The sequence below is a fragment of the Vibrio tubiashii genome (genome assembly GCF_028551255.1).
Lineage (GTDB): Bacteria > Pseudomonadota > Gammaproteobacteria > Enterobacterales > Vibrionaceae > Vibrio > Vibrio tubiashii_B.
Map to the genome: position 1 here is coordinate 1,707,733 of NZ_CP117029.1, position 26,348 is coordinate 1,734,080.

24 protein-coding genes are annotated in these 26,348 nt (G+C 44.5%); 4 read left to right on the top strand and 20 right to left on the bottom strand.

Translation table 11 applies throughout. From position 1 onward, the window contains the following. Positions 1-36: 36 nt before the first annotated feature. The 5 genes from LYZ37_RS07860 to LYZ37_RS07880 form a co-directional block, all read right to left on the bottom strand. Positions 37-885, bottom strand: coding sequence for a formate/nitrite transporter family protein (locus LYZ37_RS07860; protein WP_272785066.1), 849 nt, complete (start codon positions 883-885; stop codon positions 37-39). 138 nt (positions 886-1,023) lie between these two features. Next, positions 1,024-1,347, bottom strand: a complete 324-nt coding sequence (nirD, locus tag LYZ37_RS07865; RefSeq protein ID WP_272785067.1) for a nitrite reductase small subunit NirD — start codon at positions 1,345-1,347, stop codon at positions 1,024-1,026. A 14-nt stretch (positions 1,348-1,361) separates the two neighbouring features. Further along, positions 1,362-3,920: a nitrite reductase large subunit NirB gene (nirB, locus tag LYZ37_RS07870; protein ID WP_272785068.1), complete on the bottom strand. Its 2,559-nt coding sequence runs from the start codon at positions 3,918-3,920 to the stop codon at positions 1,362-1,364. Positions 3,921-4,215: 295 nt separating this feature from the next. Then, positions 4,216-6,144, bottom strand: a complete 1,929-nt coding sequence (locus LYZ37_RS07875; RefSeq protein WP_272785069.1) for a methyl-accepting chemotaxis protein — start codon at positions 6,142-6,144, stop codon at positions 4,216-4,218. Beyond that, positions 6,141-6,452, bottom strand: a complete 312-nt coding sequence (locus LYZ37_RS07880; RefSeq protein WP_272785070.1) for a hypothetical protein — start codon at positions 6,450-6,452, stop codon at positions 6,141-6,143. Before LYZ37_RS07880 ends, LYZ37_RS07875 begins: the two co-directional genes overlap by 4 nt. A 445-nt stretch (positions 6,453-6,897) precedes the next feature. On the opposite strand from LYZ37_RS07880, the gene LYZ37_RS07885 reads away from it, so the two are divergent. The 3 genes from LYZ37_RS07885 (at position 6,898) to LYZ37_RS07895 (ending at position 10,717) form a co-directional block, all read left to right on the top strand. Continuing rightward, positions 6,898-7,590, top strand: a complete 693-nt coding sequence (locus LYZ37_RS07885) for an SDR family NAD(P)-dependent oxidoreductase (RefSeq protein ID WP_272785071.1) — start codon at positions 6,898-6,900, stop codon at positions 7,588-7,590. A 224-nt stretch (positions 7,591-7,814) separates the two neighbouring features. Beyond that, positions 7,815-9,362: a methyl-accepting chemotaxis protein gene (locus tag LYZ37_RS07890; protein WP_272785072.1), complete on the top strand. Its 1,548-nt coding sequence runs from the start codon at positions 7,815-7,817 to the stop codon at positions 9,360-9,362. Positions 9,363-9,667: 305 nt separating this feature from the next. Then, entirely contained in the window at positions 9,668-10,717 is a 1,050-nt protein-coding gene (locus tag LYZ37_RS07895; RefSeq protein WP_272785073.1) for a GGDEF domain-containing protein, read from the top strand. Here the strand turns inward: LYZ37_RS07895 and LYZ37_RS07900 are convergent. The 5 genes from LYZ37_RS07900 to LYZ37_RS07920 form a co-directional block, all read right to left on the bottom strand. Next, the gene (locus LYZ37_RS07900) at positions 10,714-11,379 is read right to left on the bottom strand and encodes a DUF2726 domain-containing protein (RefSeq protein ID WP_272785074.1); all 666 of its coding nucleotides are present in this window, start codon (positions 11,377-11,379) and stop codon (positions 10,714-10,716) included. The two genes, LYZ37_RS07895 and LYZ37_RS07900, sit on opposite strands and share 4 nt — an antisense overlap. Before the next feature lie 72 nt (positions 11,380-11,451). Further along, positions 11,452-12,258, bottom strand: coding sequence for a hypothetical protein (locus LYZ37_RS07905; protein ID WP_272785075.1), 807 nt, complete (start codon positions 12,256-12,258; stop codon positions 11,452-11,454). Positions 12,259-12,267: 9 nt separating this feature from the next. After that, positions 12,268-13,029 carry a substrate-binding periplasmic protein gene (locus tag LYZ37_RS07910; protein ID WP_272785076.1) on the bottom strand — a complete coding sequence of 254 codons (762 nt, stop codon included), beginning with the start codon at positions 13,027-13,029 and terminating at the stop codon, positions 12,268-12,270. A gap of 82 nt (positions 13,030-13,111) precedes the next feature. Further along, entirely contained in the window at positions 13,112-13,798 is a 687-nt protein-coding gene (locus tag LYZ37_RS07915) for a response regulator (protein ID WP_272785077.1), read from the bottom strand. Next, positions 13,795-15,414 (bottom strand): ATP-binding protein, encoded by a 1,620-nt coding sequence (locus LYZ37_RS07920; RefSeq protein ID WP_272785078.1) that lies wholly within the window; start codon positions 15,412-15,414, stop codon positions 13,795-13,797. Before LYZ37_RS07920 ends, LYZ37_RS07915 begins: the two co-directional genes overlap by 4 nt. Before the next feature lie 350 nt (positions 15,415-15,764). Here LYZ37_RS07920 and LYZ37_RS07925 point away from each other — a divergent pair, with 350 nt between their 5' ends. Next, the gene (locus LYZ37_RS07925) at positions 15,765-15,989 is read left to right on the top strand and encodes a hypothetical protein (RefSeq protein ID WP_004745207.1); all 225 of its coding nucleotides are present in this window, start codon (positions 15,765-15,767) and stop codon (positions 15,987-15,989) included. Positions 15,990-16,041: 52 nt separating this feature from the next. Here the strand turns inward: LYZ37_RS07925 and LYZ37_RS07930 are convergent, their stop codons facing one another. The 10 genes from LYZ37_RS07930 to LYZ37_RS07975 all read right to left on the bottom strand — a co-directional run bounded on the left by LYZ37_RS07930 (position 16,042) and on the right by LYZ37_RS07975 (position 26,339). Beyond that, a complete protein-coding gene (locus LYZ37_RS07930; protein WP_272785079.1) occupies positions 16,042-17,211 on the bottom strand; it encodes a tetratricopeptide repeat protein in 1,170 nt (389 codons plus the stop codon). Continuing rightward, the gene (locus tag LYZ37_RS07935; RefSeq protein ID WP_272785080.1) at positions 17,208-17,825 is read right to left on the bottom strand and encodes an energy transducer TonB; all 618 of its coding nucleotides are present in this window, start codon (positions 17,823-17,825) and stop codon (positions 17,208-17,210) included. The genes LYZ37_RS07930 and LYZ37_RS07935 overlap by 4 nt, the downstream gene beginning before the upstream one ends. Next, a complete protein-coding gene (locus LYZ37_RS07940; protein ID WP_004745213.1) occupies positions 17,825-18,229 on the bottom strand; it encodes an ExbD/TolR family protein in 405 nt (134 codons plus the stop codon). The genes LYZ37_RS07935 and LYZ37_RS07940 overlap by 1 nt, the downstream gene beginning before the upstream one ends. Then, positions 18,226-18,783, bottom strand: a complete 558-nt coding sequence (locus tag LYZ37_RS07945) for a MotA/TolQ/ExbB proton channel family protein (protein WP_272785081.1) — start codon at positions 18,781-18,783, stop codon at positions 18,226-18,228. The genes LYZ37_RS07940 and LYZ37_RS07945 overlap by 4 nt, the downstream gene beginning before the upstream one ends. Further along, positions 18,783-20,138 carry a MotA/TolQ/ExbB proton channel family protein gene (locus LYZ37_RS07950; protein WP_272785082.1) on the bottom strand — a complete coding sequence of 452 codons (1,356 nt, stop codon included), beginning with the start codon at positions 20,136-20,138 and terminating at the stop codon, positions 18,783-18,785. The genes LYZ37_RS07945 and LYZ37_RS07950 overlap by 1 nt, the downstream gene beginning before the upstream one ends. Continuing rightward, positions 20,138-20,905 carry a DUF3450 domain-containing protein gene (locus LYZ37_RS07955; protein ID WP_272785083.1) on the bottom strand — a complete coding sequence of 256 codons (768 nt, stop codon included), beginning with the start codon at positions 20,903-20,905 and terminating at the stop codon, positions 20,138-20,140. The genes LYZ37_RS07950 and LYZ37_RS07955 overlap by 1 nt, the downstream gene beginning before the upstream one ends. Before the next feature lie 172 nt (positions 20,906-21,077). Next, entirely contained in the window at positions 21,078-23,183 is a 2,106-nt protein-coding gene (locus LYZ37_RS07960; protein WP_272785084.1) for a TonB-dependent siderophore receptor, read from the bottom strand. 194 nt (positions 23,184-23,377) lie between these two features. After that, positions 23,378-24,754, bottom strand: coding sequence for a histidine kinase sensor domain-containing protein (locus LYZ37_RS07965; RefSeq protein ID WP_272785085.1), 1,377 nt, complete (start codon positions 24,752-24,754; stop codon positions 23,378-23,380). A gap of 3 nt (positions 24,755-24,757) precedes the next feature. Next, a complete protein-coding gene (locus LYZ37_RS07970; RefSeq protein WP_272785086.1) occupies positions 24,758-25,420 on the bottom strand; it encodes a response regulator transcription factor in 663 nt (220 codons plus the stop codon). A 142-nt stretch (positions 25,421-25,562) separates the two neighbouring features. Continuing rightward, entirely contained in the window at positions 25,563-26,339 is a 777-nt protein-coding gene (locus LYZ37_RS07975; protein WP_272785087.1) for an MBL fold metallo-hydrolase, read from the bottom strand. Positions 26,340-26,348: the final 9 nt, after the last annotated feature.

Below are 26,348 nucleotides of genomic sequence, written 5' to 3' on the forward strand. Positions count from 1 at the left end.
TAATAGCCCCACGCTTCAACGTGGGGCTGTAAATCATTATTTCGCTAGTGCTGGCTTGGCATTAACTTCTTCTTCATCGCTTAGAGAAGGCGCTGTTTTTGCATGAGTCAGGTATAGCGGGATACATGTCATGATCAAACCACCAACGATGTTACCAAGGATGGTTGGAATAAGGTTGAAGTTCAACCAAGTCGCGATACCAAAATCCGCACCTAAAATCATACCTAGTGGGAATAGGAACATGTTTACAACTGTGTGCTCGAATACAAGTGCAAAGAAGATGAAGATTGGGAACCACATCATTGCGACACGACCAGCAACAGTGCGAGCCGACATGTTACCAATCACACCTAAACAAACCATTAGGTTACAGAAGATGCCACGTACGAAACAGGTAATCCATCCGTCCATGCCCATCGCTTCAAAACCTGCACTACGAGCAGTTGAAACAGCGATGAATTTCTTCGCAACTGCGTTCAATTCAAGTGAGAAGTTACCTGTTAGAGAAATAGCCACTAGGTACGCAACAATCAGTGAACCAATAAGGTTACCTAGACCAACAAGACCCCAGCAGCGGAATACTCGGTTCCACGTGATACCCGGGCGGCCTTCGAATTTTGCCAGAGGAGCAAGACCAAAAACACCTGTCACTAGGTCATAGCCCATGACTGATAGGATGACAAAGCCCACTGGGAAAACAAGTGCGCCAACCACACCAACACCTGTTTGAACGATTGTTGTGATAGCCACAACGACCGCAAGAGACAGAATGATGCCCGCCATTGTACCGCGAAGAAGCAAATCGCGAGCACTGGTTTTCGTTTTTGCTTCGCCAACATTGATCATTGTTTGCACGAATTCAGCAGGTTTAAAGTCTGTAGACATGAATGTGTCCTTATTCAAAATTGAAAGTTAAAAGTTGAAATTGAATAGTGAAAGACTCGCTGTTTCTCTGTTCCCCAACTGAGAAACAGCGAATCTTTAAGCTATTAAATCTCTATAGCCTTCATGTTTAACGTAGATTTAAGCCGCGATTTCAACCTTACCTTTTGCAACGCGTGCTTTGTATAATTTCACGCTCATGCGTTCATCTTCCATACACACACCGGTTGCTAGGTTAAAGCGTTGCTTCTTCAGTGGACTTGCTACCCATAGCTGCTCATCGTGCTCAACGATCAGGCCACGTGACAGTACATTTGACTGAAAAAACGGGTCCATATTGTTGATTGCGAACACTTCTTCAGTCGCTCGTGGGCGGAAGATAGCCACTTGCTCACCCTCAAATAGTGCGACTACGCCAGTGCCTGGGATGATGTCTTCGATGTTGCAAACTTTTGTAAATGCCATGTTGTCTTCTCCCCTTAAACCACTTCTACGTGAAGGATGTCGCCTTTCGCTTCAGGATGTTTTTCTGTGAATGTTGCTGGGCGATGCTGCTCACGACCATCAGTCACAAACATAACGTTATCGTCACGCTCATCTGAGTTAATGAAATGAGCAAAGCGTTTTAGCTGCGTTTCGTCGTTGATGGTATCCGTCCATTCGCAGCGGAACTCTTCCACTAGCTTGGCAACGTCGGCTTCTAGTTGATCATTGATACCCAGTTTGTCTTCGATGATCACTTCACGTAGGTAGTCGATGCCGCCTTCTAGGTTCTCGAACCATACAGAAGTACGCTGTAGTGGCGCAGCCGTACGAATATAGAACATCATGAAGCGGTCGATGTATTTGATTAGGGTTTCTTGGTCTAGATCACCAGCAAGCAGTGTCGCGTGGCGTGGCTTCATACCGCCATTACCACATACGTACATGTTCCAACCTGCGTCAGTAGCGATAATACCTAAGTCTTTACCTTGCGCTTCTGCACACTCACGAGTACAGCCAGAAACACCAAACTTCATCTTATGCGGAGTGCGAATGCCTTTGTAGCGATTCTCAATCATCACACCAAGACCAACCGAATCTTGAACTCCGTAACGACACCAAGTTGAACCTACACAGGTCTTCGCCATGCGCAGTGCTTTCGCGTATGCCTGACCAGTCTCGTAACCTGCTGCAACCAGTTTTTTCCAGATGGCTGGAAGATCGTCTTTTTGAGCACCGAACAGGCCGATACGCTGTGCACCTGTGATCTTGGTGTAGAGGTTGTATTCTGCGGCTACATCAGCCAGTGCTGCTAACGCTTGTGGCGTTACTTCACCACCCGCCATGCGTGGAATAACAGAGTACGTACCATCTTTTTGCATGTTACCTAGGAAGTTATCGTTGGTATCGTGCAGTTTAACCAAAGATGGCTTAAGGATATGGTCACCCCAGCAAGAAGCCAGAATAGAGCCCGCTAGAGGCTTACACACTTCACAGCCGTAACCTTTACCATGTTTCTCTAGTAATTCTTCAAACGATTTGATTTCACCGATGCGTACTAGGTGGAAAAGCTCTTGGCGAGAGTAAGCAAAGTGCTCACAAACGTCAGCTTTTACTTCAACGCCTGCTTTTTCAAGCTCAGCGTTTAGTACTGACGTGACAAGTGGGATACAACCACCACAGCCCGTACCCGCACCGGTTACTGCTTTGATGTCGCCAATCGTGTGGTGACCTTGTGCAACAGCTTCAGCGATTTTGCCTTTAGTTACATCGAAACAAGAACAGATAACCGCAGAATCTGGCAGAGCATCGGCGCCTAAAGTAGGTTTCTCAGCACCCGCGTGTGCAGGTAGGATAAGTGCATCTGGGTGTTCTGGTAGGTCAATTTCGTTAAGCATAAGCTGGAGAAGATCGCCGTAGTCAGACGTATCGCCTACCATTACCGCGCCAAGAAGCTTCTTATTGTCTTCAGATACGATTAAGCGTTTGTATACTTCCTGCTCTTCGTTCTGGTAAACGTAGCTCTTACAACCAGGAGTACGACCGTTAGCATCACCGATAGAACCAACTTTCACACCTAGCAGCTTAAGCTTGGCAGACATGTCTGCTCCTTCGAACTTGCTCTCGTTACCCACAATGTGGTCAACCGCTACCGTTGCCATCTTGTAACCAGGAGCAACTAGCCCGTAGAAGGTTTCATTCCAAGAAGCACACTCACCAATAGCATAGATGTTCTCATCAGAAGTCTGACAGAAGTCGTTAATAGCGATACCACCGCGTGGCGCAACGTCTAACTGCATGTCACGAGCTAGCTTATCTTGAGGACGGATACCCGCAGAGAATACGATGAAGTCCGTCTCTAGTTCAGTACCATCAGCAAAACGCATCACGTTACGTGCATTTTTACCCTCTGGAGCGATTTCAAGTGTATTTTTACTGGTGTGAACCTTAACACCCATGCTCTCGATTTTTTGGCGTAGTTGATTACCACCCGCTTGATCGAGCTGTTCAGCCATTAGCTTAGGTGCAAACTCAACAACATGAGTCTCAACACCGAGTGCTTTAAGTGCACCAGCGGCTTCAAGACCTAAAAGACCACCACCGATAACGACACCGATTTTGCTCTTTTTCGCACATGCTTCGATCGCTTTAAGATCTTCGATGGTACGGTAGACAAAACAATCTTTACTTTCACGGCCCTTAATAGGTGGAACAAATGGGAATGAGCCAGTCGCCATGATCAGCTTGTCGTATTGAATTTCACGACCAGTACTAGAATGGACAATGCGTTTTTCGCGGTTAACGTTAATTGCACGTTCACCAATCAACATGTTCACACCATGCTTGTCGTAGAAACCTTCTTTAACCAAAGATAACTCGTCTGCAGTGTGGTGAGAAAAGTAAGAAGAGAGGTGGACACGGTCATAAGCGACGCGTGGTTCTTCACAGAAAACAGTAATGTCATACTGGGATGCATCTGCCTTCTCTACTAGGTCTTCAATGTAACGGTGTCCTACCATACCGTTACCGATAACAACCAGCTTCAACTTGCTCATAATACTTCCTAAGGGTTAGGTTCTTTATCTGAGCCAATTGTTAATTGTGAAAGAAAATTAATACATGATGTAAATCAATTACAGTTTTAAACTACCCTAAAGGGGTAGGAACACAATTTAACCGATTGCAAAACGTAATTATTTTACACTCTTGATGAGGAGCGCTCATTTAAGTGCAATATTTGCACTCATCCTTTTATAGTTCTAAAAATTTTCAAATATGTGTCGCAACTTCGGCCTAAATTTTGGCTTCAAATCGAGACGTTGAGCCTCTATTTATAGAGGCTCTGATGATTTAAATTGACTTGAAAAAACTCAGCTTGCTCTGCTGCCTCTCAGACAACTCTGAAAGAAAAGACGCAGCTTCTGCACTTTGCTTAATACCCTGTGTATTTTGGCTGAGACTGTTATCAACCTGATGGATGCTATCGTTCATCGAAGCGATGGCTTGGCTCTGCTCATTGGCAGCCAACGACATTTCATTATTCTGCTCAATGATCTTGGTTATACCGTCAAACAATGAGTTCATGTCTTCTTCACTTTGTTTTGCCAGTGTTGCGTTTTCGGTGACTTTTCCTAAACATACGCTTACAGAAGTCACCATATCTTGAGAACCGTCCTGCAAAGAGCGAACGAGTTCTTGAATAGATTCGGTGTTGTTGGATGTTTTTTGAGCGAGCACTCGAACTTCATCGGCAACAACGGCAAAGCCACGACCACTCTCACCTGCCCTAGCTGCTTCTATCGCAGCATTGAGAGCCAACAAGTTTGTTTGTTCAGCGACATTCTCAATCAAGCTAACAAACTCTGTCACTCTGGTAGATAGTTGCTCCAAACTCCTAGCAACTTGAGAGGTTTGATTCAGCTCTACAATAAGCTCTTCTGACAAACTCGCCCTGGTTTGAGCTACCGCCGCTCCTTCTTTCGCAATTTCCATTCCCTGCATTGCGTAAGTTTCTGTATCGCTTGCAGTACTTGCCACTTGTTCCGAACTCGCTGCGAGCTCGGTGCTGGTTGAGGCGATTCTCTCTACTTGCGCTTTTTGCTCTAGCGCATTACCTTCTAGTTCAACCATTGTTGCGGCAAGCTCCGTTGCAGAAGAGGCAACATCTGACCCGACATCTCTAAGTTCACTAACTGTTTGCTCTAATGTTTCTAGAGTTTTATCGGTATTGGAGCCTAAACGTGCAATTTCGTTATCGCCAGTTAAGTTTGTCTTCTTACTCAGCACACCAGAGGACATACTATCCATGGTCTCACTCAATGCAAGTATGCTTAGATTAATGTACTTGGCTATCCAAACCGCCAAAGTGCTCGCTATAAGAGCGGCGAGTATTGATGAAGAGACAAGAGCAAATTCAGTTGTATTGGTAAGTGAAATCCCGCTCTCCAAAGATAGTTTGTTCTGTGCTTCTAACTCGGAAGACAACCTTGCTAACATTTCTCGCAATAACGTGCCCTGCTCACTAATTAAAGCAATATCCTTAGTCAGCGCTAGGTATCCATCTTCTAGTAAAGAGAGTTGTTTCCCGTAATCTCTAAGTGCCTTATTGAGGGCGAGTTTAGCGGTATTCGAGGAACGGAAAGACTCCAAAGATTGTTTAAAACTCTCTAAATTGAGGCGAATTTTATTGATGTACTCCGTATTTGAACTGTTCTCCAGCAAAATAAGGTTTCGCTGGATTTGGCTGGAAAATAAGTAAAGCCCAGATAACAACTCTCGCCACTCTTGGCGCTGCTCAAAACTCACCCGTTGTTTGACTGCAATGGCTAGAGCCAAATTCAAATCAGGTAACGACCCGGATAACTGTTCTAGGGATTTCATACGCTCAGCCAACGCCGTTTGAGTCGCACCATATTCACTAAGCTCTTTGGTAACTTTATCTTTTAGGCTCGTATCGATGGTTAAAGCACCATCTGCACTTTCTAACTGAGCGAGTCTTTTATTGATTGTGTCGCTGCGCTGCTCAAATTGTTTGCGCGCATCTTCCCATGAAATTTCACCATAAAAAGCACTAGCGGAAGCCATACGTATTCGATATACGTTACGCTGTGCCGACATTAACTTAGCAACATTATCCGAGCTAACGAGCGACACATAGCCGCTCGCCTGGACGTCTCTAAGAAGGACATCGGACAAGATAGTAGAAAAAGCAAAAAGACATACACTGATCAACACGGGTGCTGCGATTTGAGCCATTATGGGTAGATTTTTGAACTTCATGACATCCACCACTGAGCTTTCTTACTCTTTAAAATCAAATCTGTCTCTCTCGCGATAACGGCGAGAAGCAAGTAGAGTTGATTTTCTTGCTTTATCCTTTCCAAGCTTGAGATTAGAGTTGCCAACTGGCACTGAAGTTCACACATCTTAACAACCACATCGTCCGGTGGCTGATGAGGAAACATTAAGAATGTATTTCTTATCTGCATCTTCGCGCATTGCAGATTCCATATTGCTTCCACAAGCTCACCGCACTCTAAATCTGAGTGTGTCTTCAAGTAGTTATCTAGCACTCTTTGAACAGACAAGCATGATTCGCAAAAAGAAGTGCCACCCGATGAGGTTTGGCAAGTCCCTCTTAAACACCTACAACCTATCTTCTCCCTACTCCTTATCGGAATAATATTATCTTCGGTTTGACTATCTAATGCTGGCTTCGTTTCTCTGTACATGCTCATTCAATTACCTCCAAAGCTATATTTTGCACGCTCGGTAATTGGTAGCTGTTAGCAATAGGTTTTCGTTAATTATTAATAGTTAAATTAGCTCTAAACAGTCAAAGAACCCCACACTTTTAGTAACAGGTAGTTATAAAGAACGTATTTGCGAGAGTATTAAGATAACAATTTATCAGGCAACTAATTTCAAAATTTGGAGCAGTAATTTTCAATCTTTTGTCTCTAGACTTCTTTAGTCTTGGTTTAAAGAAAATCGATAAGTCTCCGAACATTTCGTAACGAGTAAGGAAGTAAAATGAAATCAAAAATCGCCATTGTTACAGGCGCTAGCCGTGGTTTAGGCAAAGAGGTAAGTATTCAGCTCGCAAGTCTTGGGTACAAGGTAATAATGACAGGCAGGCAAAAAGAGCAAGTCTGCCAAATTGTTCAGAGCTTGAATCAGCCAAATCTTACTCCAGCACAACTTGATGTCACAGATTCTGAAAGCATTCAACGATTGTTTGATATTGTTCAAAAGCAATTTGGCGTAGTGGATGTTTTAGTTAACAACGCTGCTATTCATTATGACACTTGGCAAAACGCCGCAACCGCTAATCTCAATGTGGTTAGAGAGGCTATGGAAACAAATGTCTACGGAGCATGGGAGATGGTTCAGACTTTTCTGCCACTACTCGAACGTAGCGCTTCAGCCCGTATAGTGAATGTGAGCAGTGGAGCGGGTTCATTGAAGGGGATGTCTTCAAGTACGCCGGCATATAACATTTCTAAAGCAGCTCTTAACGCCCTGACACTCATGTTAGATGAGCAATTACGATCGAGAGGTATTTTGGTCAACGCAGTCTGCCCAGGCTGGGTAGCAACAGATATGGGAGGACATGGGGGACAGCCAGTCGAGCTAGGCGCAAGAGGGATAGTTTGGGCGGCAATACTCGATGATAAAGGCCCAAGCGGAGGGTTCTTTAGAGATGGAAAATCCATCGACTGGTAGCCACTTAACATCACACAAAATAGGTAATTAATGCAACAATTTCTTATTAATGAAAACACCAAAAGTGATTAGTGATGCTTTTGTGAATAAGTGATTGATATTGATTCATATCATTTATAAGACAAAGTCTCACCAGTTAGCATAGTCATGTAACTACAAGAAAAACAAAAGATTACTTGTTATCCATTCGCATGGAGCTAATGAGCCAACAATTGGAACCTTATATGACAAATTCAACGCTCAATAAAGATTACTGCGCTACTGCTAACCTCATTTCGACAACGGATGCTTCAAGCCACATCACTCACGCAAACGACGACTTTTGTAACATTGCGGGTTACGACCCTCATGAACTTATCGGCAACCCGCATAATATGGTACGTCACCAAGATATGCCCAAACAGGCTTTTGCCCAACTCTGGTCCTATTTAAAAGAGGGCAAGAGTTGGATGGGCTTGGTCAAAAATCAATGTAAAGATGACAATCACTATTGGGTGTCTGCGTTTGTTACACCAATTAAAGACGCAGACGGCAACACCATTGAGTATCAATCCGTACGCTCGAAACCAACTGACGAACAAGTTGAACGAGCTAAGTCACTGTATAGTAAGCTTACGGCTAATAAAACAACGGCTAAGTTTCGACTCCCGCTGCACCTGATATCAATCGTACTAGCCGCCATGTTTACGGTCACGTCGCTCATATCGGCGGCACTAAGTCCTAGCTTATTTTCTTTACTCAGCACTTTGCTAGGCTTAGTCATTGTCGGCTGCACAGTTTATCAACACAAACGCTTTGCTCATGTAAACGCACTAGCGCAAGAGGCCTACACTAACCCATTAATGGAGAAGCCTTACACCAATCGCTATGATGACTATTCTCAAGTAGAACTCGCTCTGATGATGAAGAAAGCGGAGCTGCGCGCTGTGACCGCTCGTGCGACAGAAACTTCAGGCAAAATATTGATTTCTGCGGAAGATGAATTTGGAACGATCCAATCTATTGGTCAAAGCCTAGACCAACAATGTCACGAAACAGAGCAAGTGTCTGCGGCAGTTGAAGAGTTGACCCAATCCATTAATGAGGTCTCTAATGCAGCATCCGCCGCTTCAATGTTGGCCGAAGAAGCTGACCAAGAGTCCAATCGAGGTCTTGAGAGCATTCAAGCGACAATTTCAGAAGTTAGTGTCATGGCAAGTGAACTTGCTCAAGCGCAATCGATCATTACTCAGCTGTCACAAGATAGCCAAAAAATCGATAGTATCTTAGAAGTCATCACCACCATCTCAGAACAAACCAACTTATTGGCGCTAAACGCTGCTATTGAAGCAGCAAGAGCCGGTGAAACTGGGCGTGGTTTTGCAGTGGTTGCTGATGAGGTGAGAAATCTTGCTTCCAAAACGGGTACATCGGCTAACGAGATTCATACCATGATTCGCCACCTTCAGGGAACTGCCGAAAATGCAGTCGAAGCAATGGCTAAAGGCATCACGCTATCAAATCAGTGTAAAGAGCGAGCCAATAACACCGGACAAGTTCTCGATTCTATTTCAAGTAAGCTAAATTTGGTTACCGACAGTAGCCTTCAAATCGCTGCCGCTGTTGAACAACAAGCCAGTGTCACGCAAGAGATCAACCGCAACATCATCAACATTAAGACCTTATCTGATGACACATCCGAGACTTCTCGCACTTCTATTCAGCGTACGAGTGAACTCGTTGAAAAACTCGAAGGTTTAGAGCGGTTAATGAAGCAGTTCCAAGTTAACTGATAAAAGACCCAACTAGTGATGTCACCTCTTCTCACTTCCCTTCAGGTGCTGAGGTGACATTCGTTCCATATTTATACAAGTTATATCACCAGAAAAACCTAACACACACAGAACTAGTTACCCTCAAAGATCAACACATTCATTAACTTAGTTGAAACATTCCGCAATCTTGTCGTTCACAATGTAAGCTATCATTTGAATAGCGTGATCTCTATTCAGATTTTGCCTTGATTCCACCTATAAAAAGCATATGATGAAAGCCATATTCAAGCTTTGGCATATTTAAATTTACAAAGGCGACAAGGATGGAGCTAGACATTTTTAATCCTTCTCGGCAGTTACGCCGAGCAGTGTTATTTTGGCTTAGTACGCTACTAGCATTCATCTCGGTATCTGTTACCGCATACCACCTTGTTGTCCAACATTACAGCCCACATCACTATATAGAAACGGCATTTGGACTGTTTTCACTTTATATCGCTTACCACACTTACCAAGAAAGCATCTCAAAAGCCTTCATTGTCGCTTATGTTTTCAGCCTAACGGGTGTCACAAGCCTAGCGACCTACGAATATCCGATAGAGTTTGGCGTCTTTATCTGGGCTTGTCTGTTTCCGATGATGTTCTATTTGATCCTAGGCCGCCGTGCCGGGGTTCTAGCAACAAGCATCGGCTTTATCACCCAAATCGGAATTATTTCTTACAAGCTGTGGACAGATGGCATCGATGGAAACTCTCAGCTTGCAATCAATTTTTCACTCGCATTTATCACCATTTGGCTAACCTCCCATGTACTGGAGGTAAAAAGACGAGTCTCTGAAGCTTCGCTAGGACAACTTGCCTCCCGTGATGCGTTAACCGGTGTCTATAACCGCCACGCCCTGACTCATAACTTTGAGCGTTATCGCAATGAGAGCATCAAGCTGCCCCTTTCCCTTTTGATCTTAGATTTAGATTTCTTTAAAGCGGTGAATGACAAGCACGGCCACGATGTTGGCGATAAGGTATTGGTGCAAACTGCCGCTCTGATTGATGGCCTAAGTGACGAGCACCTTGTCTATCGAATTGGTGGTGAAGAGTTTTGTATCGCCTTGCACAATACCAATGTACAAAAAGCAAAAGAGAAAGCTGAACAAATCCGTAATGCGATTGAAAGCTACGCATTCAATGATAGCAGTACCCCAATTTCTCTTACGGCAAGCATTGGCGTTTATCAATGCGACCATTATGCGAACTTAGAGTGCGTATTAAAAGAAGCGGATAAAGAACTGTATCGCGCTAAACAAAACGGCCGCAACCAAGTTATGGTATGCAGCCGCCCTTCTAAAACCGAGTTAAGCTTTTCCTCGATTTAGTTTCCGTTGTCTTCCTCTTCAAACACGACATTGTAGTTTTCTGTATACGTACATTGTGGCTGTCGGCTACAAGTAAAGAAACGTCGGCCTTTATGTTCGCCCTGACTCGCCGTTTTGATCGTCATTGGGCTACCACAACGCTTACAAAAGCGAATTTCTTTGTCAGGTTCAATCAAATCGATATGCGCGGCAAGAAGGCGACGTAAACGCCCAACTTGATAACTGTGTTTGATGTTTGCGCCAATCAGAGGAATGCCGGCAGATTTACTCACATGAATCAGTAACTTTTGCCGATCGACCTTGCCTTTATTAAGCTCTTTTCCATCATCTAGCTCAATCGCGACACGAACTTCCAGTGTACGAGGGTCACATACTACATAATCATAGTAGCTTTTTGAAATACGATTGTTGGCGATAAACCACTGCTTTTTATCCGTAGCGAGTGGCGTGATCACATTGGATAGGTTCACTTTACTCATCACCACGCCGTGCTGACCTACTGCTGTAATCAGTGCGTTATAGAAAGCTGACTCTTGCGCATTAAGCAGCGGCCCTTTCTTTTTGTAGGTACTATCTTTCAACTCATCTTGCTTGAGATAGCGCTTTTGAATCACAACAAAGAAAATGACCAATATGGCGACGACGATAAAAACACTTTCCATTGACGTTTGACTAACCTTAAATGAGTTTAATTGTTTGATTATTAGATATTATACGCAGAGGGCAATAAGGCGTTAACGTTTTTGAGATGTCTGATTCGGTAACTCCAGTTTAATCACGACTCTTTGGTCTGGTTTGATCTGCTGGAAGCTCTCACCCCAGTGTTTTCTAACCAATTGATCGATTAAGCCCGATGCTTTGGCTTTATTTAACGCATTTTGAATCACTGGCTGGTATTTGGCCATGCTAGGTGACAGATAGAATTTGAAATCTCGGTCATAAACAAGTAGCAACCTTTGCTCAATGGCCAAGTGATTGTTTTGCGCCGCTTCTACGCCAACTTCATTCATCCCTCGTGGAAAATAGTTAACTTCACCATCGTCTGTTAGCTTATGATACAGCGCACGCCACTCGCCATCTTCTTCATGAACCTTCAATCCGTTGGCTTTCCACACATCGACATCGAACCAGTTGACCCCTAAACCGGCGACCAGATTAGCCTGCTTGAGATCCTGAAGTGTGTTGATATTGGTGAGTTTCGATTGCAGCTCTGGAGGTATCAGCATGACCCGCTTTCCGATCAATCCATTGGTCAAAGGCACATCTATCGCAAGATACTTGCTGTCTCTTTCCGGTGTTGCGAGCAACCATGTCAGGCTTAACTGCCCGCTTTCAACCATTCTTATCACGCGCTTTTGCGGTATATGCTCACTGGGCACCATGATTTTGACGTCATAGCCATCTCGCGTCAGCGCTTCAAACAACAGCTCATGGTAAAAGTGATGCCCACCATCTACCTGCGAAGATAGAGTTAAGGTAATGGATTGCTGGGCAACAGCTTGGCATGCAATAAAAAACAGTAATAAAGCACCAAATCTCATCAAATCTCCTTATTTGTACTTACCAAGTATTTCCTGATAAACACTCACTTCACCCTCACTCGTGGCCTGCTTGATGGCATCAATGCCCTGCTGAAGCTGCTGAACTAGTCTACTGTCTGTTTCCAAGTTAAACGCAAAGTAAAGTTCCCCTTCACTCAGTACGTAAACCGCTTCAAAATCTTGCGTATTATAGCCGCCGCGTTTCAACCACCATTTGGCAACATTCTCTTCGTATGCCCATAAGTCTATACGATCTTTGACAAACTGGTTGGCGAGTGTTTCAGGTACTGAACTTTCAACCATGGAGTCTCTTGGAACCCCTAGTTCCAATAGCAGTTGCTCTCCGACATCATCACGAATTACGCCTATGCGGTACTGGGCGAGTGCCATCGGCTGACTAACGTGAATGTTTTTGCTTTTCTTGGCCAATACAACAATCCGAGTTTCGATGATCGGCCCTGCCCATTGAAATATATGTTCCCTTAGTTGGGTGCGGGTGGTTGAGAAAAGTACAGTATCGGGCTTAATCAATGCGCTGCGGTAGGCACGTGGCCAAGGCTGCACTTGTATCGATTCTAAAGAGACTTGGCTGTTGGCTTGTTCACTGGCAGACCTAAGTACATCAATCGCGATGCCTTCAACTCCTTTGCCCTGGTCGTAGTTATAAGGTGGGTATTGCTCGGTAAGATAACTCAGTTCATTTAGCTCTGTACTTTGCGCCACTTGACCAAGTGAGCTAAAGATGAAAATTAATAATGTTAAAAGTCGCATAGGACGACCTCTAGTCAGTTCGTTTATAGCCTATAAACAAATATAGAGGTCAATCACATTTACATCTAGGTTAATTGATAGTTTAGTTACTAGACTTCCGATAGGTTCTTTCAGGACGGCCTACCGTTCCGTAATTTAAGTCCGCTTCAAGCTCGCCTGTGCTGATTAGGTATTCCAAGTAACGACGGGCTGTCGTGCGGCTAGCACCAATTTGCTCTCCTGCTTCATCTGCGGTCAGGTTTTGGTTATCGACAAACAGAGCTTTAATCTTTTCCAATGTCACACCATCTATGCCTTTAGGTAGTCGATTCTTAGGTGAATCATTGCTATTCGCCGCTTGAAGCATTTTATCGACAATACTCTGGTCAAGATCGTTTGCATGGTTTAACTGATGCTTTTGTAATACATACTTTTTTAGTGCCGCTTCTAATCTCGGAAAGACGACTGGCTTGAGTAAGTAGTCAACGACGCCACCACGCATCGCTTGTTGTAAGGTATCAACATCTCGCGCTGCAGTGATCAAAATGACATCACAACTGAGATTCTTAGTTCGTAACTCTTGGAGTATTTCTAAACCCGTTCCGTCAGGCAGGTAGACATCTAGTAACAGCAGATCAGGCTGAAGAATATCGAGTTGCAAGTTTGCCTCAAGCTTCGTTGTCGCTATACCTATCACTTCATAGCCACCGATTTGTTCAAGGTAGCGTTGATGCAATTGGGCGATAGCGAGATCATCTTCAATGATCATTACGCGAGTTACTGTCGTCATATCTGCTCATCCTTAGGTAGATATACTGTCATCCTTGCTCCACAATCTTTGTTATTCATCATCTCAAGCTCGCCGTGATAACGGGTGGCAAGTTGATTGGTTAAAAATAGTCCGACCCCCCGAGTTGACGAGTCTTTACTCGATACGCCGCGCTCAACTAAAGAGTCTACACTGACGTTGTCCGGTAAGCCGCAACCTTGATCAACCACTTCCAATATTACTTCGTTGCCATAATCACTGATTGAAACTTCAACCAACCTCCGATCCGCAGGAAACAGAGGGTCTCGTGTGATGGCATCGCGTGTCGCATCAAAAGCGTTATCAATCAAGTTACCTAGAATCGTAACGAGATCTTCAGGGTTAATGCGTTGCGGCAGAGGTTCAAGACGCGACCCCTCTTCAACTACAAGCTGTAAACCAAGCTCGCGCGCTCGTTCAGTCTTGCCCAATAGCATGCCTGCAATCAGCGGCTCTTTGATTGTTTCGCGGAGGAACTCAATCAAAGCTTGGTAGTGCGCGGTTTCTTGACCAATTAGGTACTGTACCGCTTCCAGTTCCCCCATTTGCACCATACCGCTGATGGTATTGAGTTTATTGCGATGTTCGTGGGTCTGTGAACGCAACATTTCGGCATATTCTTTGGTTTTCGCTAGCTGTTCAGTCAGCTCGGTTAAATCATCACGGCGGCGGAAACTCGAAACAGCGCCCACCACTTTGCCATCGACAATAATTGGGCTTCGATTGGCAATTAAGCGCTGCTTATTCAAATAGAGGTTAATATCGTGATCGGTACGCGCAGTTTGAATCACAGTGTGCAAGTCACTGTCAGGCAAAATCTCACTCAATGGACGGTTGATACTTTGCTCTTTATTTAAGTTAAGTATCTGGCACGCACTTCGGTTGATTGAGCGCAATTTCCCTTGGTCATCAATAGTAATGATGCCTTCCTTCAGGGTCTCAAGCGTAACATCAAGCTCTACGTACAATCGACCAATCTCTTCAGGTTCAAAGCCTAGAATCGCTTTTTGAAAACGGCGTGATGCGTAGCTAGAGACAATGGCGTTAGCGCCAACAACAATGAAGGCCATCAGAACAAGGAAAATAATGAAGGGCTCAATACGATCTTGCAGGCGATCAATCAGATAACCGACTGAAACCACACCAATAATTTCGCCCTGCTCATTGAAGACTGCCGTTTTGCCACGAACTGAGTAACCTAGCGAGCCCTCAGCAACGGAGATATAGGCTTCTCCACCCACTAGCGCACGGTCATTATCCCCACCTTTCATTGGCTTACCAATACGTTCATCTAATGGGTGAACAAGGCGAATACCATCCTTGTCACCGATAACAATAAAGGCCGCACCGATTAAATTGGTCAAACTTCGATAGCGCTGCTGACTCTCTTGATCAACGCCATTCTCAATAGCACTAATGACATAGGGAGATTTGGCAAGAAATGAAGCGACACCAAGAGCCTGATGCCCCATTTCGTCTTCCTGAGCTTGTTTAATGTAAATAAACCCTGCCGCAACAAGAATCAACAACTCAATCAGACCTGATAGTGTCATGATAATCAGCATTCTTTTACGAAAGCTGATACTGCTCCATTTCATACGCTCTCCTTTATACTGTGGCAGAATAACATTCGCCTAACATTCCAACGATCGACTGTTGATTAAATTGTGAAGCCTACAAAGTAATTTATTCCTATCGGTTATTAAGCAACCGCCGCTTATTCTGCAATCGATGACATTTAGATCTAGTTAGAATTTCCACATATAAAACTGGTGGAATAGGTGATTTAGATCACATGATTTTTAGATTATTTTTTATACTAGCCACTCATTAATTTCGTATAATTATTAAGCACACTGAAATGTGTAGGAACGTTTAAATCGGCTGTCAGTATCCAGATAATTATTAAACTAAACCTATGATGGCCTACTTGTCAGAGGGAAAGACGATGAAACGGGACGTTTTTGGAATTTGTTTGTCCAAAGGTATGCTGTCAAATAACCTATCGAGCACTTTTACGCATGTAAGGGCTTACCAAAGGTCTGAAGAAAGCGAGGATGTAACGGTATTACATGCATTCCCGCAAATGTCTGGTCAAGAGTTACTGACCAACATGAAAGAGACAAAAAGACTTTTGTGGCGTGCTGAATTTATATGCTCGGGCAACAAATAGTTCTGCTTTAAGTAAACGAAGAGGGAAGCTAATTGGCTTCCCTCTTTTTTTTTTAACTCGTCGTTTGATCTTTGGCTTCTCTCAACTGAGTGAGATACTTAATCCAACTCTTAGATTGCGCTGATGGCTCGACATTGTTTGCGCGTTTCGCTTCGATCAAGGCGTTGTCTAGCTGATCCAACTTGTAAAACGCACGGGTTTTGGCCAAAGCAACATCCGCTTTCCTACCCTTCACCTTTGCCAACACACTGAGCGCAGGACGGTAGTAACCTTGTTGGACCATAAGTTGGGCGACATTCCAATGGAATTTAGAATCTAGTTTGGCCGCTAGTTTCCACACATCCAATGCTTTATCCCACTCCTTAGCCAGTTGCCAATAGGTTGCTTGCTCAGAAAGTAGCTGTACGTCTGTGCCAGCACCATCTAGCTCACTAATCTCAATGGCTGCGCGCTCTGGCACACCACGTTTGGCATAGAGTTGAGCGAGCATTCGGCGATCACTTTGACTGAGTTCGAGCTTGTTTAGTTTCGCCAATGACAAGGTATCAAGCGCATCACGATCTTTACCTATTCTAAGCTGCAAGCCAACAAGCTGTCGCCACCAATTTATCTTCTCAGGCTGTAAAGCAATCAGTAACTCCAAAGTCGGAATCGCCTGTTTCCATTTTTTAAGCTGAAGCTGAGCGCCGAGCTTTAAAGATAACGGCTGAAGCGGGCTCTCTGTGCTAACTTTCAGGTACTCATTTGCAGCAGGGATAACCTTTGACCATTGCTCTAACTGATAATGAGACTGCGCGATACGAAGCCAAATATCATCCGCTTTCTGAGTGCTTGGGACGCTCTTTTGCAACACATAGTAGTGCTTTAAAGCGCGCTCAAACTGCTGCTCATTGAGATAAAGATCAGCCAGCATTCGCTCAGTAATCCAACCTTGTTCATCTTGAAGCAGACCACTGGTCACCGCTTTCTCTAGCTGCTTGATTGCCTGTTTAGGCTTACCATCTTGCCAATAAAACACACCAAGCATACGAGCGACGAAAGCTTGATCGTATTCGCGGGAGGTATCTATCTCGCGAAGCATAGTTATGGCTTGTTTCACTTGCTCTTCTTGGGCAAGCTCATGTGCTTTTTGTACTCTGGTCGCGGTATATTGGCTTAGCTCCTGTGCAAACGAAGTACTGGAAGCCAATATAAGAGAAACCAACAATAATCGTTTAATCATTTCGCTATCTTAAACTCCAGTCTTACGGTTTGACCAAGCTGAGCAATAGCTCCCCCATCCACCACTTTTGGTTGATATTTCCATTTCTTCAGTGCTCGAATCGCTTCGCGTTCAAACATCCGCTTAGGATTCGCTTCAACTACTTCGACATCAATCGGCTTACCCGTTGGGTCGATCGTAAACTTCATGACTACATAGCCCTCTGCGCCCCGTTTCAACGCCTTAGTCGGGTAACGAGGTTCTACACGATACAGTGGCATCGCCTGCTGATTGACACCAAAGTCACCGAAAGTCGGAGCGCTGATCGCCAGTCCATCGATTGCCGTATCTAAGCCTAGCATTGGTTGAGCAACAGGCGACACTTGAGTCAACTGAGTATTCGTCTGTGACGTTGGCATCTGCTCTGGCACTTCTGGTGCTTGAGGCTGTTCTGGTACAGAACGTTGGCGTCTTTGAACGTCTTGTTCGTTTTCAACCATCACCATATTGAAACTCAGCGCTTCACTCGGTTCAGGCGCACGGCGGTGGCTAATATCGACCATCCACGCCATTAAACTGAAAATAGCCACAACGCACGATAACGCTATTGGTGTGGCAATGAGCAATCGACCCACTAGATCTTCTCCGCCGCCAAAGCAATGTTTTTCACCCCAGCCCCTTTTGCTGCATCCATCACCTTCACCACCGTACCACTGTAGGCGTGCTCATCCGCTTGGATGACCAAAGAAGCATCAGGTTTATCAAGCATCAGGTGCTCCAAGGTCGCTTCCACTCGCTCTACATCGACCATGCGTTTATCAATGTAGATATCGTTTGCTGAGGTTATCGCGACGAAAATACCGGCTTCTTTTTGACTGACGACATTTGAAGCAGTTGGTCTGTTCACTTCTACACCAGACTCACGAACAAATGAGCTCGTCACGATGAAGAAGATCAACATAATAAATACGATATCAAGCATTGAAGTCATATCGACTTGAGCTTCTTCTTGTTTATGATGACGTCGACCGAGTCTCATCGTTGACTCCTTAATGATTTTTCCAATTTTATTTCTTTCGTTTGGCACACTTTGACTAATCGCGCGTGACAAAACATACCGGTCAGTGCAGCGACCATACCTGCCATAGTCGGCAAGGTCGCCAAGGAAATACCCGAGGCCATGAGTTTCGGATCGCTACTGCCTTGATTCGCCATGACATCAAATACCGAAATCATGCCTGTTACCGTACCCAGTAGACCAAGCATTGGGCAGATCGCCACCAGCACTTTAATCACATTGAGGTTCTGGTTGAGTAGTGAGTGCGCTTCCGACAACCAACCTTCACGGATTGAACGTGCATACCACGAATGCTGATCACTACGCTGTTTCCAAGCGTCGACCCACTGGCTACGCTGTTTAGGAAACTGAAACCAAAGAAAAACAATGCGCTCAATGATCAGCAACCAGCAAACCAACACCACACCGGATAGCCACCAAAGCACCTGACCACCTTGTTGCATGAAGTCTTGCAACGAAGTCATCCAGTTACTGGTGGCAATCACCTCAGGAAATAGAGCGAATATCGCTTCCATTACGCCGCATTCTCCAAGCTATTCTCGCGAGTTAACGTCTCTTTCTCAGCTTGCTCTGCAACAAGCGCAATACCTTGTTTCTCTAGAATATTGCGGATACTTTCCGCTTGAGAGCTCAAAATATTGTGAACAAGTAGCAATGGCATAGCCGCAATAAGACCTAGCACTGTGGTCACAAGTGCCATAGAAATACCACCCGCCATTACCTTAGGATCGCCGTTACCGAACTGGGTGATCACTTGGAATGTTTCAATCATCCCGGTTACCGTACCCAACAGACCTAGCATTGGCGCAAGCGCTGCCAACAACTTAAGCATTGAAAGGCCTTTTTCTAGCCCTGCTTGCTCATCAACCACAGCTTCAAGAAGACGCAATTCCAACGCTTCAACGGTTTGATTCTTCTCTTTACTGTAAACAGCAAGAACGCGACCAAGTGGGTTATCCGTTGGTGTTTGTGGTGTTTTCAGTTGATTGCGAATCTTTTGGCGTGCTAATGAAAGGCTAACACCTCGAACCAACGAAATAATCAGACCAATAACCAGCAGCCCGATAATCACTTTACCTACCACGCCGCCTGCTTGGAATCTATCCATTAAGCTTGGCGTCAAGGCAAGTTGCTCAAGCATAATGCCACGTGAAGGATCGACAATAAGGTTAGTGCGTTCACCGGCTAATAAGCCCGTCAGAGACGATGTAGTCGGTCCGTTTTCTGGCTGTTTGATGTAAGCCGCAGCGTCTTGTTTAGCACCGTTCCAATTTAGGTAGCCTTGCTCGCCAACCAAACCGAATGCACCAAGACGTTGCGCTGTCACATCTTGAGTAAGGCCTTCACCATCGACAAATTTAATTTGCGTAGACTGAACCTGACCTGTCGCCTTAATTTGTTCTGCTAACGCTGACCACAAACCGGTTAATTGAGGCATAGAAGGTAGCTTGGTTGCAGCAACGATCTCTTTAATAGTATCAGAATGAGTTTGAGCACCCGCGCCTGTTACTGAGTGAGAAAGCTCAGTTTCAAGCTCTTTTGCATGCTGGCGTACAACGCCAAACACTTCACCTAGGCTACCCGTTTCGAGGCGAAGCTTTTCTTCAAGTCGCGCTAGTGTATCTTCGTTCTGGCTAAACTGGGCCGCCAGTTGATCGTTTTCTTTCTGTAACGTTTCTCTTTGTTGAATCAGCTGCACTTTTAGTGCTGCCAGTTCACGCTCGGTTTGCTTAAAGCCTGACTCACGTTGAACGTTATGCTGTTTTTGAACTTTTGCGTCCGCTTTGGCCGGAGAAGCCAAATCAGCCGCAACGCTATTAAACGAAAGAGCGGTAAATGCAATTAAAGAAGCAATCAGTGTGCGTTTCATTATTTTGCCTCCGCCACTTTAAGAGAAACTGGAAGAGTGATTAAGCTTGGCGCTGTTTGTTTCGCGGCAATACTAAACGCTTTGTCTAACTCAGATTTAAGCGAAGCATCCACATCTAACCATTGATTGGATTTTTGATCCCAAGACCAAAATTTGCTGCCATTTAAGCTGCGTGCGACTAACGAAATACGGCCTAAGTAAAGCACATCCGCTTCTCTGCTTTCATCATTAACGCTGATTTGACCTTGATACAAACCAAGCTTGGTTCCGTAATCTAGTTCGATTTGATACGCCTCTAAGATACGACGATACTTTTCCGCATCGCTCACATCAGCTCTGGTCATCATAGATTCTAGCTTTGCGATACGCTCTTGACGCTGTTCCGACTTGATTGGCACGTCTTGCGAGACGATCTGTTTTAAACCGTCGATCATTTGATACATCAGAGGAACAATCCCTTGACGTGTAGACTTAATCTCTTCTATCTGGCTATCTAAACTTGCGACTTCTTGGTCTTGGCTTGCAACCAAGGCTATCAGGTGATCGCGATACACTTTTAGATTTTTCACTTCCTCTTCAAGCTGTTCAATTTCTGCTTTTAATGTCAGTGTCTTTTCCGCACTTACGTCGATTCGTTTTTGACTTGAGGCAGAAGCCGCATTGGTTTTACTCTGAATTGACTGTGCAGAGTCAAGGCTATTGGCCGCCATTGTAGTTGAAGCTGACGTAGCAAGGATGAGCGCCAAGCTAGTTTTCATTAAATTCATAACGTCTATAATTCACTAAGGCTAAATATAATTGAGAAACACTCTCATTTTCACTCGCGACATAGTACCGCGATTAAGCAAAATTGCAATTGCACTTACACTTTATACAAAAAAAGGGGAAAGGCTATGCCCTTCCCCTATTAAAGCCGTGGATATTTATCTGTAAGGCTTATTAGTATTTGATTTGTAAGGTCGCCATGTAGTTACGGCCTTCGCCTACAACCACACCTTTCGTGCTACCACCTTCTAGATATTCAGTATCGAACAGATTCTCAATATTGAATCGTGCGACAAAGTCTAACTTCTCATCATACTTGATCGTATGTGAAACACCCATATCGACACGTGTGTAGGCATCTTTCTTAAATGTGTTTGCGCTTTCTGCCCAGCGGTCACCAACGTGGTAGATACCTAGGTTCACGTCTGTACCATTATTAAATGCATACGTAGACCAAATGCTTGCCGTGAACTCTGCAACATCCGCCGGCGTTTTTCCTTCTAGCTCAGGGTCATTTTTGAACTTAGCATCAAGCAGCATTGTTGAAGCACTGATAGACAATGCGTCTGTCACATAACCTGTTGCACTTAGTTCTGCACCTTGATGTACCTGTTTTCCTGCCTGAGTTGTACGTTGCGCATCGCCGCCTAACTTTTCAGTGACCTGCATATTAGACTGTTCGATATGGAAGAGCGCGCCTGAGATAAACAGTTTCTCATCGAACAGTTCCCATTTACTGCCTAACTCGTACAGTTTACCTTTCTTCGGATCTTGAGATTTTCCGTTGTTCACGTCATTCGCATTACTTATATCAGCAACAGGCTCAAAGCTCTCAGAATACGTCGCGTAGATCGAACCGTTTTCTGCTGGGCTGTAAATCACGCCTAGTTTTGGCAAGATGTTGTTGTAACTTGCTTCTACGTTCTTACTTGATCGTGTCTTGTCGTACGCAAAACGTACACCTGCTAGCGCTTGCCACTGTTCATTGAACGTCACTAGGTCTTGTACATAGAATCCATAGTGCTGGCTATCTGAGTGAGAAAGCGAGTCATCATTGCTGTAATGAAGATTGCTTGGTTTGGAGAAGCCATTATCACAGCTTGGACGAGCATCACCTTCCCCTGCGCTTTCACAAGCATATACTTGCGAATATAGCTGTTTGTAATCGTAGTGAAGACCATTTGCACCAACTAGCAGCCTATGGTTGACACCAAGTGCATCGAAGTCGCCAGTAAAATCAACATATGCAGTGTCAAAGGTCCATTCATCGTGACGATCAGACGCTTTATAACCATACAATCCGTTAGACTTATTCAGATCCACTACGTTGTCAGACTCAGTACGTTGACGCTCATAGAACTGGCGATTGATACCAGATTTCACAGACCATGAGTCATTCAGATTTGCCGTAATTGCAACGCCGTAGTTGGTTACGTCATTATCTGTCTTGGCAAAACGCTGATCATTGACAATAGATGGGTCAATGACTTTTCCAGTCGTTGTATCGATCTTAGAGCCGTTATCTAAATCGCCTTCCTCTTGCGTGCTGTCATAGTGAACCGACAGCATCACATCGTCGTTGATGTCGTAATCAACAAATAAGCCACCGACAAAGCGCTCAGTTTGTACATCTGTACCGTCAAAACGTGTGCGCCATGAATTCTGATCTTCCTTCGACAAGATCAGACGCGCGCGAAGTGTTTCATCGTTATTTAAAGAACCACTGACATCAACCATTGAACGAGTGTAATTGTTAGAGCCGATATCTTGGCTAACATTCACCTGCGTTTCATACGTTGGCTTCTTAGTGATCATATTAACCAGACCACCTGGTGTCGATTTACCGTAAAGCAAGCCCGCTGGGCCTTTCAAAACTTCAACACGTTCTAATAGTTCAATAGGCTGACGGTAGTGAGACCAGTGCTGCACGCCATCACGCAAGAAGCTCGAACCACTATCTAGGCTAAAGCCACGTAAATTGAATCGCTCACGGTTGGTTGATGTTGAACCAGCCGTAATCGACGCATCATTCTTTAGTACTTCACCAAGAGTGCTAGCACGCTGCTCATCAATGATTTGTTCATCGATAATTGCAACCTGTCCAGGAGTTTCTAGTTGTGAAGCTTCCATACGCATCGCTGTTGAGTTTGTGTCAGCTTTATAGCCATAGTCACGGCCTTCAACAACCATGTGTTCGTCAGTTTCAACACTTTCAGCAACCACTGCTGGAGCAGCTAATACAGCACCGATTACGAGTGCTAACTGGCTCTTTGTGAACATATTTTTCTCCGAATATTTTTATAGAACGTGCTTGTTCTTATCAGTTATTTGTTACGGAGCGAAATATAAGTGATAACCAATATCATTTGCATTAAATTTACAATCTTTGCATTCGTAAACAAATGTTGTCGTTCTGAATCCATAAAAAAAGCGAACATCTAAGATGCTCGCTTTTTCGCTCTGCTCATTTACCACTAGAGAGGTAACGTCAATTGAACCCTTAAGCCACTCTCTTTACGGTTAGAGGCCTTAACTTCACCACCAAGCAGCTTCATTGCTTCTTTGACGATTGCGAGCCCCAGTCCATAGCCACCACTCTGTTTATCCCGTGCCGATTCCAGTCGGGTAAAAGGTCTAAAAATCTCTTCCAATTGAGCTTGTGCAATCCCGGGGCCATTATCCGCCACTTCGATGCAGACTGATTTATTAGGCTGCTCATCGAACTCATAGATAGAGACTTCAATATGCGCATCCTCTCCAGCATATTTCATCGAGTTAGAGAGCAAGTTGGTTACACAACGCATCACTAAACGTTCATCGGTCATAACCACAGGTATCGTTGAGCCTGTTGAGATAGAAAGCGACTGTCCTACCTTAAGTTGTAGTCGACTTTGTTCAACCTGCGTCGAGATAAGACTTTCCAAGCATACCGGAGTCGAATCAGCCTCATAACGTGAGTTTTCTAAACGGCTAAATTCAAGGATCTCTCCAACCAAAGAGTCCATTTCATCGACTTCTTTTTCTAACCGTTCAACCAACGGCAACTCTGAGTCAGCAGCTTTGGTACGTAGCAAATGGAGTGCTAAATTTTGCCTTGCTAGCGGTGTTCTTAACTCATGAGAGACATCGCGAATCAAGCGACGCTGCCTTTCGGCTAAAGCGTGGATCTCTTTGGTCATGTTATCGAAGTCATGCGCCAGATCGTTAAATTCTCGCGTGTTAGACCTAAGCTCTTTAACAACCTTAACCTTAAAGTCTCCTGACGCCAGTCGACGGCTAGCTTCTCGCAGACGGTCGAGTGGCATCTGTAACTTTCTCGCGAAGATCAATGAGAACAACAGCAGAATAGCAATAACGATAATGAACTTACTCACAGAGAAAAAGATGATGAAGCGATGAGCCGGATGAAGCTGACTCGGCAGCTGGACAACCAAGGTGTTCCCTTTATCCAATCGCACACCAATAAGTGGCTTGTTGACCCTATCTTCAAGTAATTCATCAATTTCCCTAAGAAATCGTAACTTAAACTCAAAATGAGGATGCATCTGCCGATGTGATAAAGGCTTGTTCTCTGGATTTAGAACGAATAGATAATACGGCTGAGCATTCGCCCAGTCCGCTAGCTCATCCATATCGCCATCTTCGATTAACACATTGGCTTGATGTGCCAAACTCTGAATATCTTGCTTCACTTCAAGCGGTACTTTCAGCATGGTTTTGATAAGCGCTTGTTCGGCGACCGCTTGCAAAATCACTATCGAGATAATGACCGTCGACATATAGCTGAACAGTTGGAACGCGAGCGAATCTTTACGTTTTGAGAGACTTTTCACTCTCCATGACCAAACCATAAGCTACCTAACACTATCGACAAAACTGTAGCCTTTGCCCCTAATGGTTTTGATATGTTGCTTCGACAGACCCGCCTCGACAAACTTGCGCCTTAAATTACTAATGTGCATATCAAGGTTGCGATCAAATGGGCTTAGCTCTTTTTTGAGTACTTCAATTTGCAACTCGGCCTTTGAAACCACAATACTTTCACGGCTGATCATATAGTTGAGTAAATCGGCCTCGGTGCTAGTCAGTGGTAAATTAGATACTTGACTCGCCGCTCCCGCAAAATCGAAGCATTGACTTTGCCGCTGCTTTTCTAAACCCACGCGACGGAAGATCGCCTTAATGCGAGTCAATAATTCAAGGACTTTGAAGGGTTTACCTATGTATTGATCCGCACCCGACTGGTATCCATCTAACATAGACTCTTCATCATTCAGTGCGGTAAGCATTAGAATTGGCGTAGCAAAGCGTTGGCAAATTTTACGTGCCACCTGCATACCATTAAGTTTGGGCAACATGACATCAAGCAAGACCAAGTCGACCGGTTTTTTCTCGATGTGTTTAAGTGCCGTTTCCCCGCAGTGAACACACTCTACGCTATACCCTTCCGTGATAAGCACATCAGCAAGCAATCCACACAACTCGATATCATCATCGACTACTAAAATTCGCGACATGAGAACAACAGTACAATTGAAAAGGGTTCGCATTCTAATCTGAACCCTAAAACAACACAATGTCCTGCTGCGAGATAATGTTCTAAAACGTCTTTATACCAACTAGCATAAGTAGATGTTCAGATGTTGGTTCTAGAAGGTATTACTTACGTTTTGAAACGCCCAACCGCCAGATTGCCCCCGTAAGACTTTTAAGTTTAACCTTAGTCACACGCCAGTGAGTCGAAGGCGTGCGAGGCGCAGTATCGACCAAATGCTGGTACACCTGTTCATTCAGCTCTACTTGACCACCGTGTGCCACCAGCAGCACTTTTGGGTTTAGATTGTAAACGCGCTTTAGCGACGCTTTGTATTTGTTCGGATGGAAAATCGGAAAGGGTGAAATCAATCTTTGCTTCACTTCAACCATAAGATCAGCGACGTAAAGAATGTCGCGCTCAACATTATGCAGTGAGAGATCTCTATCCGTGTGCCCCGGAGTCTCTAATACTTTCCAATCTTCAAAGTTGGGAATCGCTTCCCCGTCGGAAAGCTCTACATCTGCACTGAGCTTTCTTGAGTACCATAGGTTACGTTTTGGCTTACGCTTTCTATTGGCGACCCATCGAGCCAGCGCAATATCCGTCAAATGCATTAAGAAACCATCGATACCGGAATACCAATCTTTGTCCCTTTTTGCCGAGACGATATTACAACCGGTTATTTCACGTAACTTATGTGCCGCACCTGCGTGGTCGGGATGCATGTGGGTCACGACAACCGTAGTCAGATCTGTAAAAGGTCTTTGAAGTTCATGGGTAATGAATTTTTTTATGTAGGAGATATCCGCTCTAGACGCTCCGTCGAGCAGCATTAACTTATCTGTATATTCAGCAAGGTAGATCTTTTGAATATACCCGTCTAGAGCATGAATTTTCATGACGCAAAC

Excerpts from the sequence above, each read along its gene's own strand:
- LYZ37_RS07860 (WP_272785066.1), bottom strand. The coding sequence starts at position 885 with ATGTCTACAGACTTTAAACCTGCTGAATTCGTGCAAACAATGATCAAT.
- nirD (WP_272785067.1), bottom strand. The coding sequence starts at position 1,347 with ATGGCATTTACAAAAGTTTGCAACATCGAAGACATCATCCCAGGCACT.
- nirB (WP_272785068.1), bottom strand. The coding sequence starts at position 3,920 with ATGAGCAAGTTGAAGCTGGTTGTTATCGGTAACGGTATGGTAGGACAC.
- LYZ37_RS07875 (WP_272785069.1), bottom strand. The coding sequence starts at position 6,144 with ATGAAGTTCAAAAATCTACCCATAATGGCTCAAATCGCAGCACCCGTG.
- LYZ37_RS07885 (WP_272785071.1), top strand. The coding sequence starts at position 6,898 with ATGAAATCAAAAATCGCCATTGTTACAGGCGCTAGCCGTGGTTTAGGC.
- LYZ37_RS07890 (WP_272785072.1), top strand. The coding sequence starts at position 7,815 with ATGACAAATTCAACGCTCAATAAAGATTACTGCGCTACTGCTAACCTC.
- LYZ37_RS07895 (WP_272785073.1), top strand. The coding sequence starts at position 9,668 with ATGGAGCTAGACATTTTTAATCCTTCTCGGCAGTTACGCCGAGCAGTG.
- LYZ37_RS07900 (WP_272785074.1), bottom strand. The coding sequence starts at position 11,379 with ATGGAAAGTGTTTTTATCGTCGTCGCCATATTGGTCATTTTCTTTGTT.
- LYZ37_RS07905 (WP_272785075.1), bottom strand. The coding sequence starts at position 12,258 with ATGAGATTTGGTGCTTTATTACTGTTTTTTATTGCATGCCAAGCTGTT.
- LYZ37_RS07910 (WP_272785076.1), bottom strand. The coding sequence starts at position 13,029 with ATGCGACTTTTAACATTATTAATTTTCATCTTTAGCTCACTTGGTCAA.
- LYZ37_RS07915 (WP_272785077.1), bottom strand. The coding sequence starts at position 13,798 with ATGACGACAGTAACTCGCGTAATGATCATTGAAGATGATCTCGCTATC.
- LYZ37_RS07920 (WP_272785078.1), bottom strand. The coding sequence starts at position 15,414 with ATGAAATGGAGCAGTATCAGCTTTCGTAAAAGAATGCTGATTATCATG.
- LYZ37_RS07925 (WP_004745207.1), top strand. The coding sequence starts at position 15,765 with ATGAAACGGGACGTTTTTGGAATTTGTTTGTCCAAAGGTATGCTGTCA.
- LYZ37_RS07930 (WP_272785079.1), bottom strand. The coding sequence starts at position 17,211 with ATGATTAAACGATTATTGTTGGTTTCTCTTATATTGGCTTCCAGTACT.
- LYZ37_RS07940 (WP_004745213.1), bottom strand. The coding sequence starts at position 18,229 with ATGAGACTCGGTCGACGTCATCATAAACAAGAAGAAGCTCAAGTCGAT.
- LYZ37_RS07945 (WP_272785081.1), bottom strand. The coding sequence starts at position 18,783 with ATGGAAGCGATATTCGCTCTATTTCCTGAGGTGATTGCCACCAGTAAC.
- LYZ37_RS07950 (WP_272785082.1), bottom strand. The coding sequence starts at position 20,138 with ATGAAACGCACACTGATTGCTTCTTTAATTGCATTTACCGCTCTTTCG.
- LYZ37_RS07955 (WP_272785083.1), bottom strand. The coding sequence starts at position 20,905 with ATGAATTTAATGAAAACTAGCTTGGCGCTCATCCTTGCTACGTCAGCT.
- LYZ37_RS07960 (WP_272785084.1), bottom strand. The coding sequence starts at position 23,183 with ATGTTCACAAAGAGCCAGTTAGCACTCGTAATCGGTGCTGTATTAGCT.
- LYZ37_RS07965 (WP_272785085.1), bottom strand. The coding sequence starts at position 24,754 with ATGGTTTGGTCATGGAGAGTGAAAAGTCTCTCAAAACGTAAAGATTCG.
- LYZ37_RS07970 (WP_272785086.1), bottom strand. The coding sequence starts at position 25,420 with ATGTCGCGAATTTTAGTAGTCGATGATGATATCGAGTTGTGTGGATTG.
- LYZ37_RS07975 (WP_272785087.1), bottom strand. The coding sequence starts at position 26,339 with ATGAAAATTCATGCTCTAGACGGGTATATTCAAAAGATCTACCTTGCT.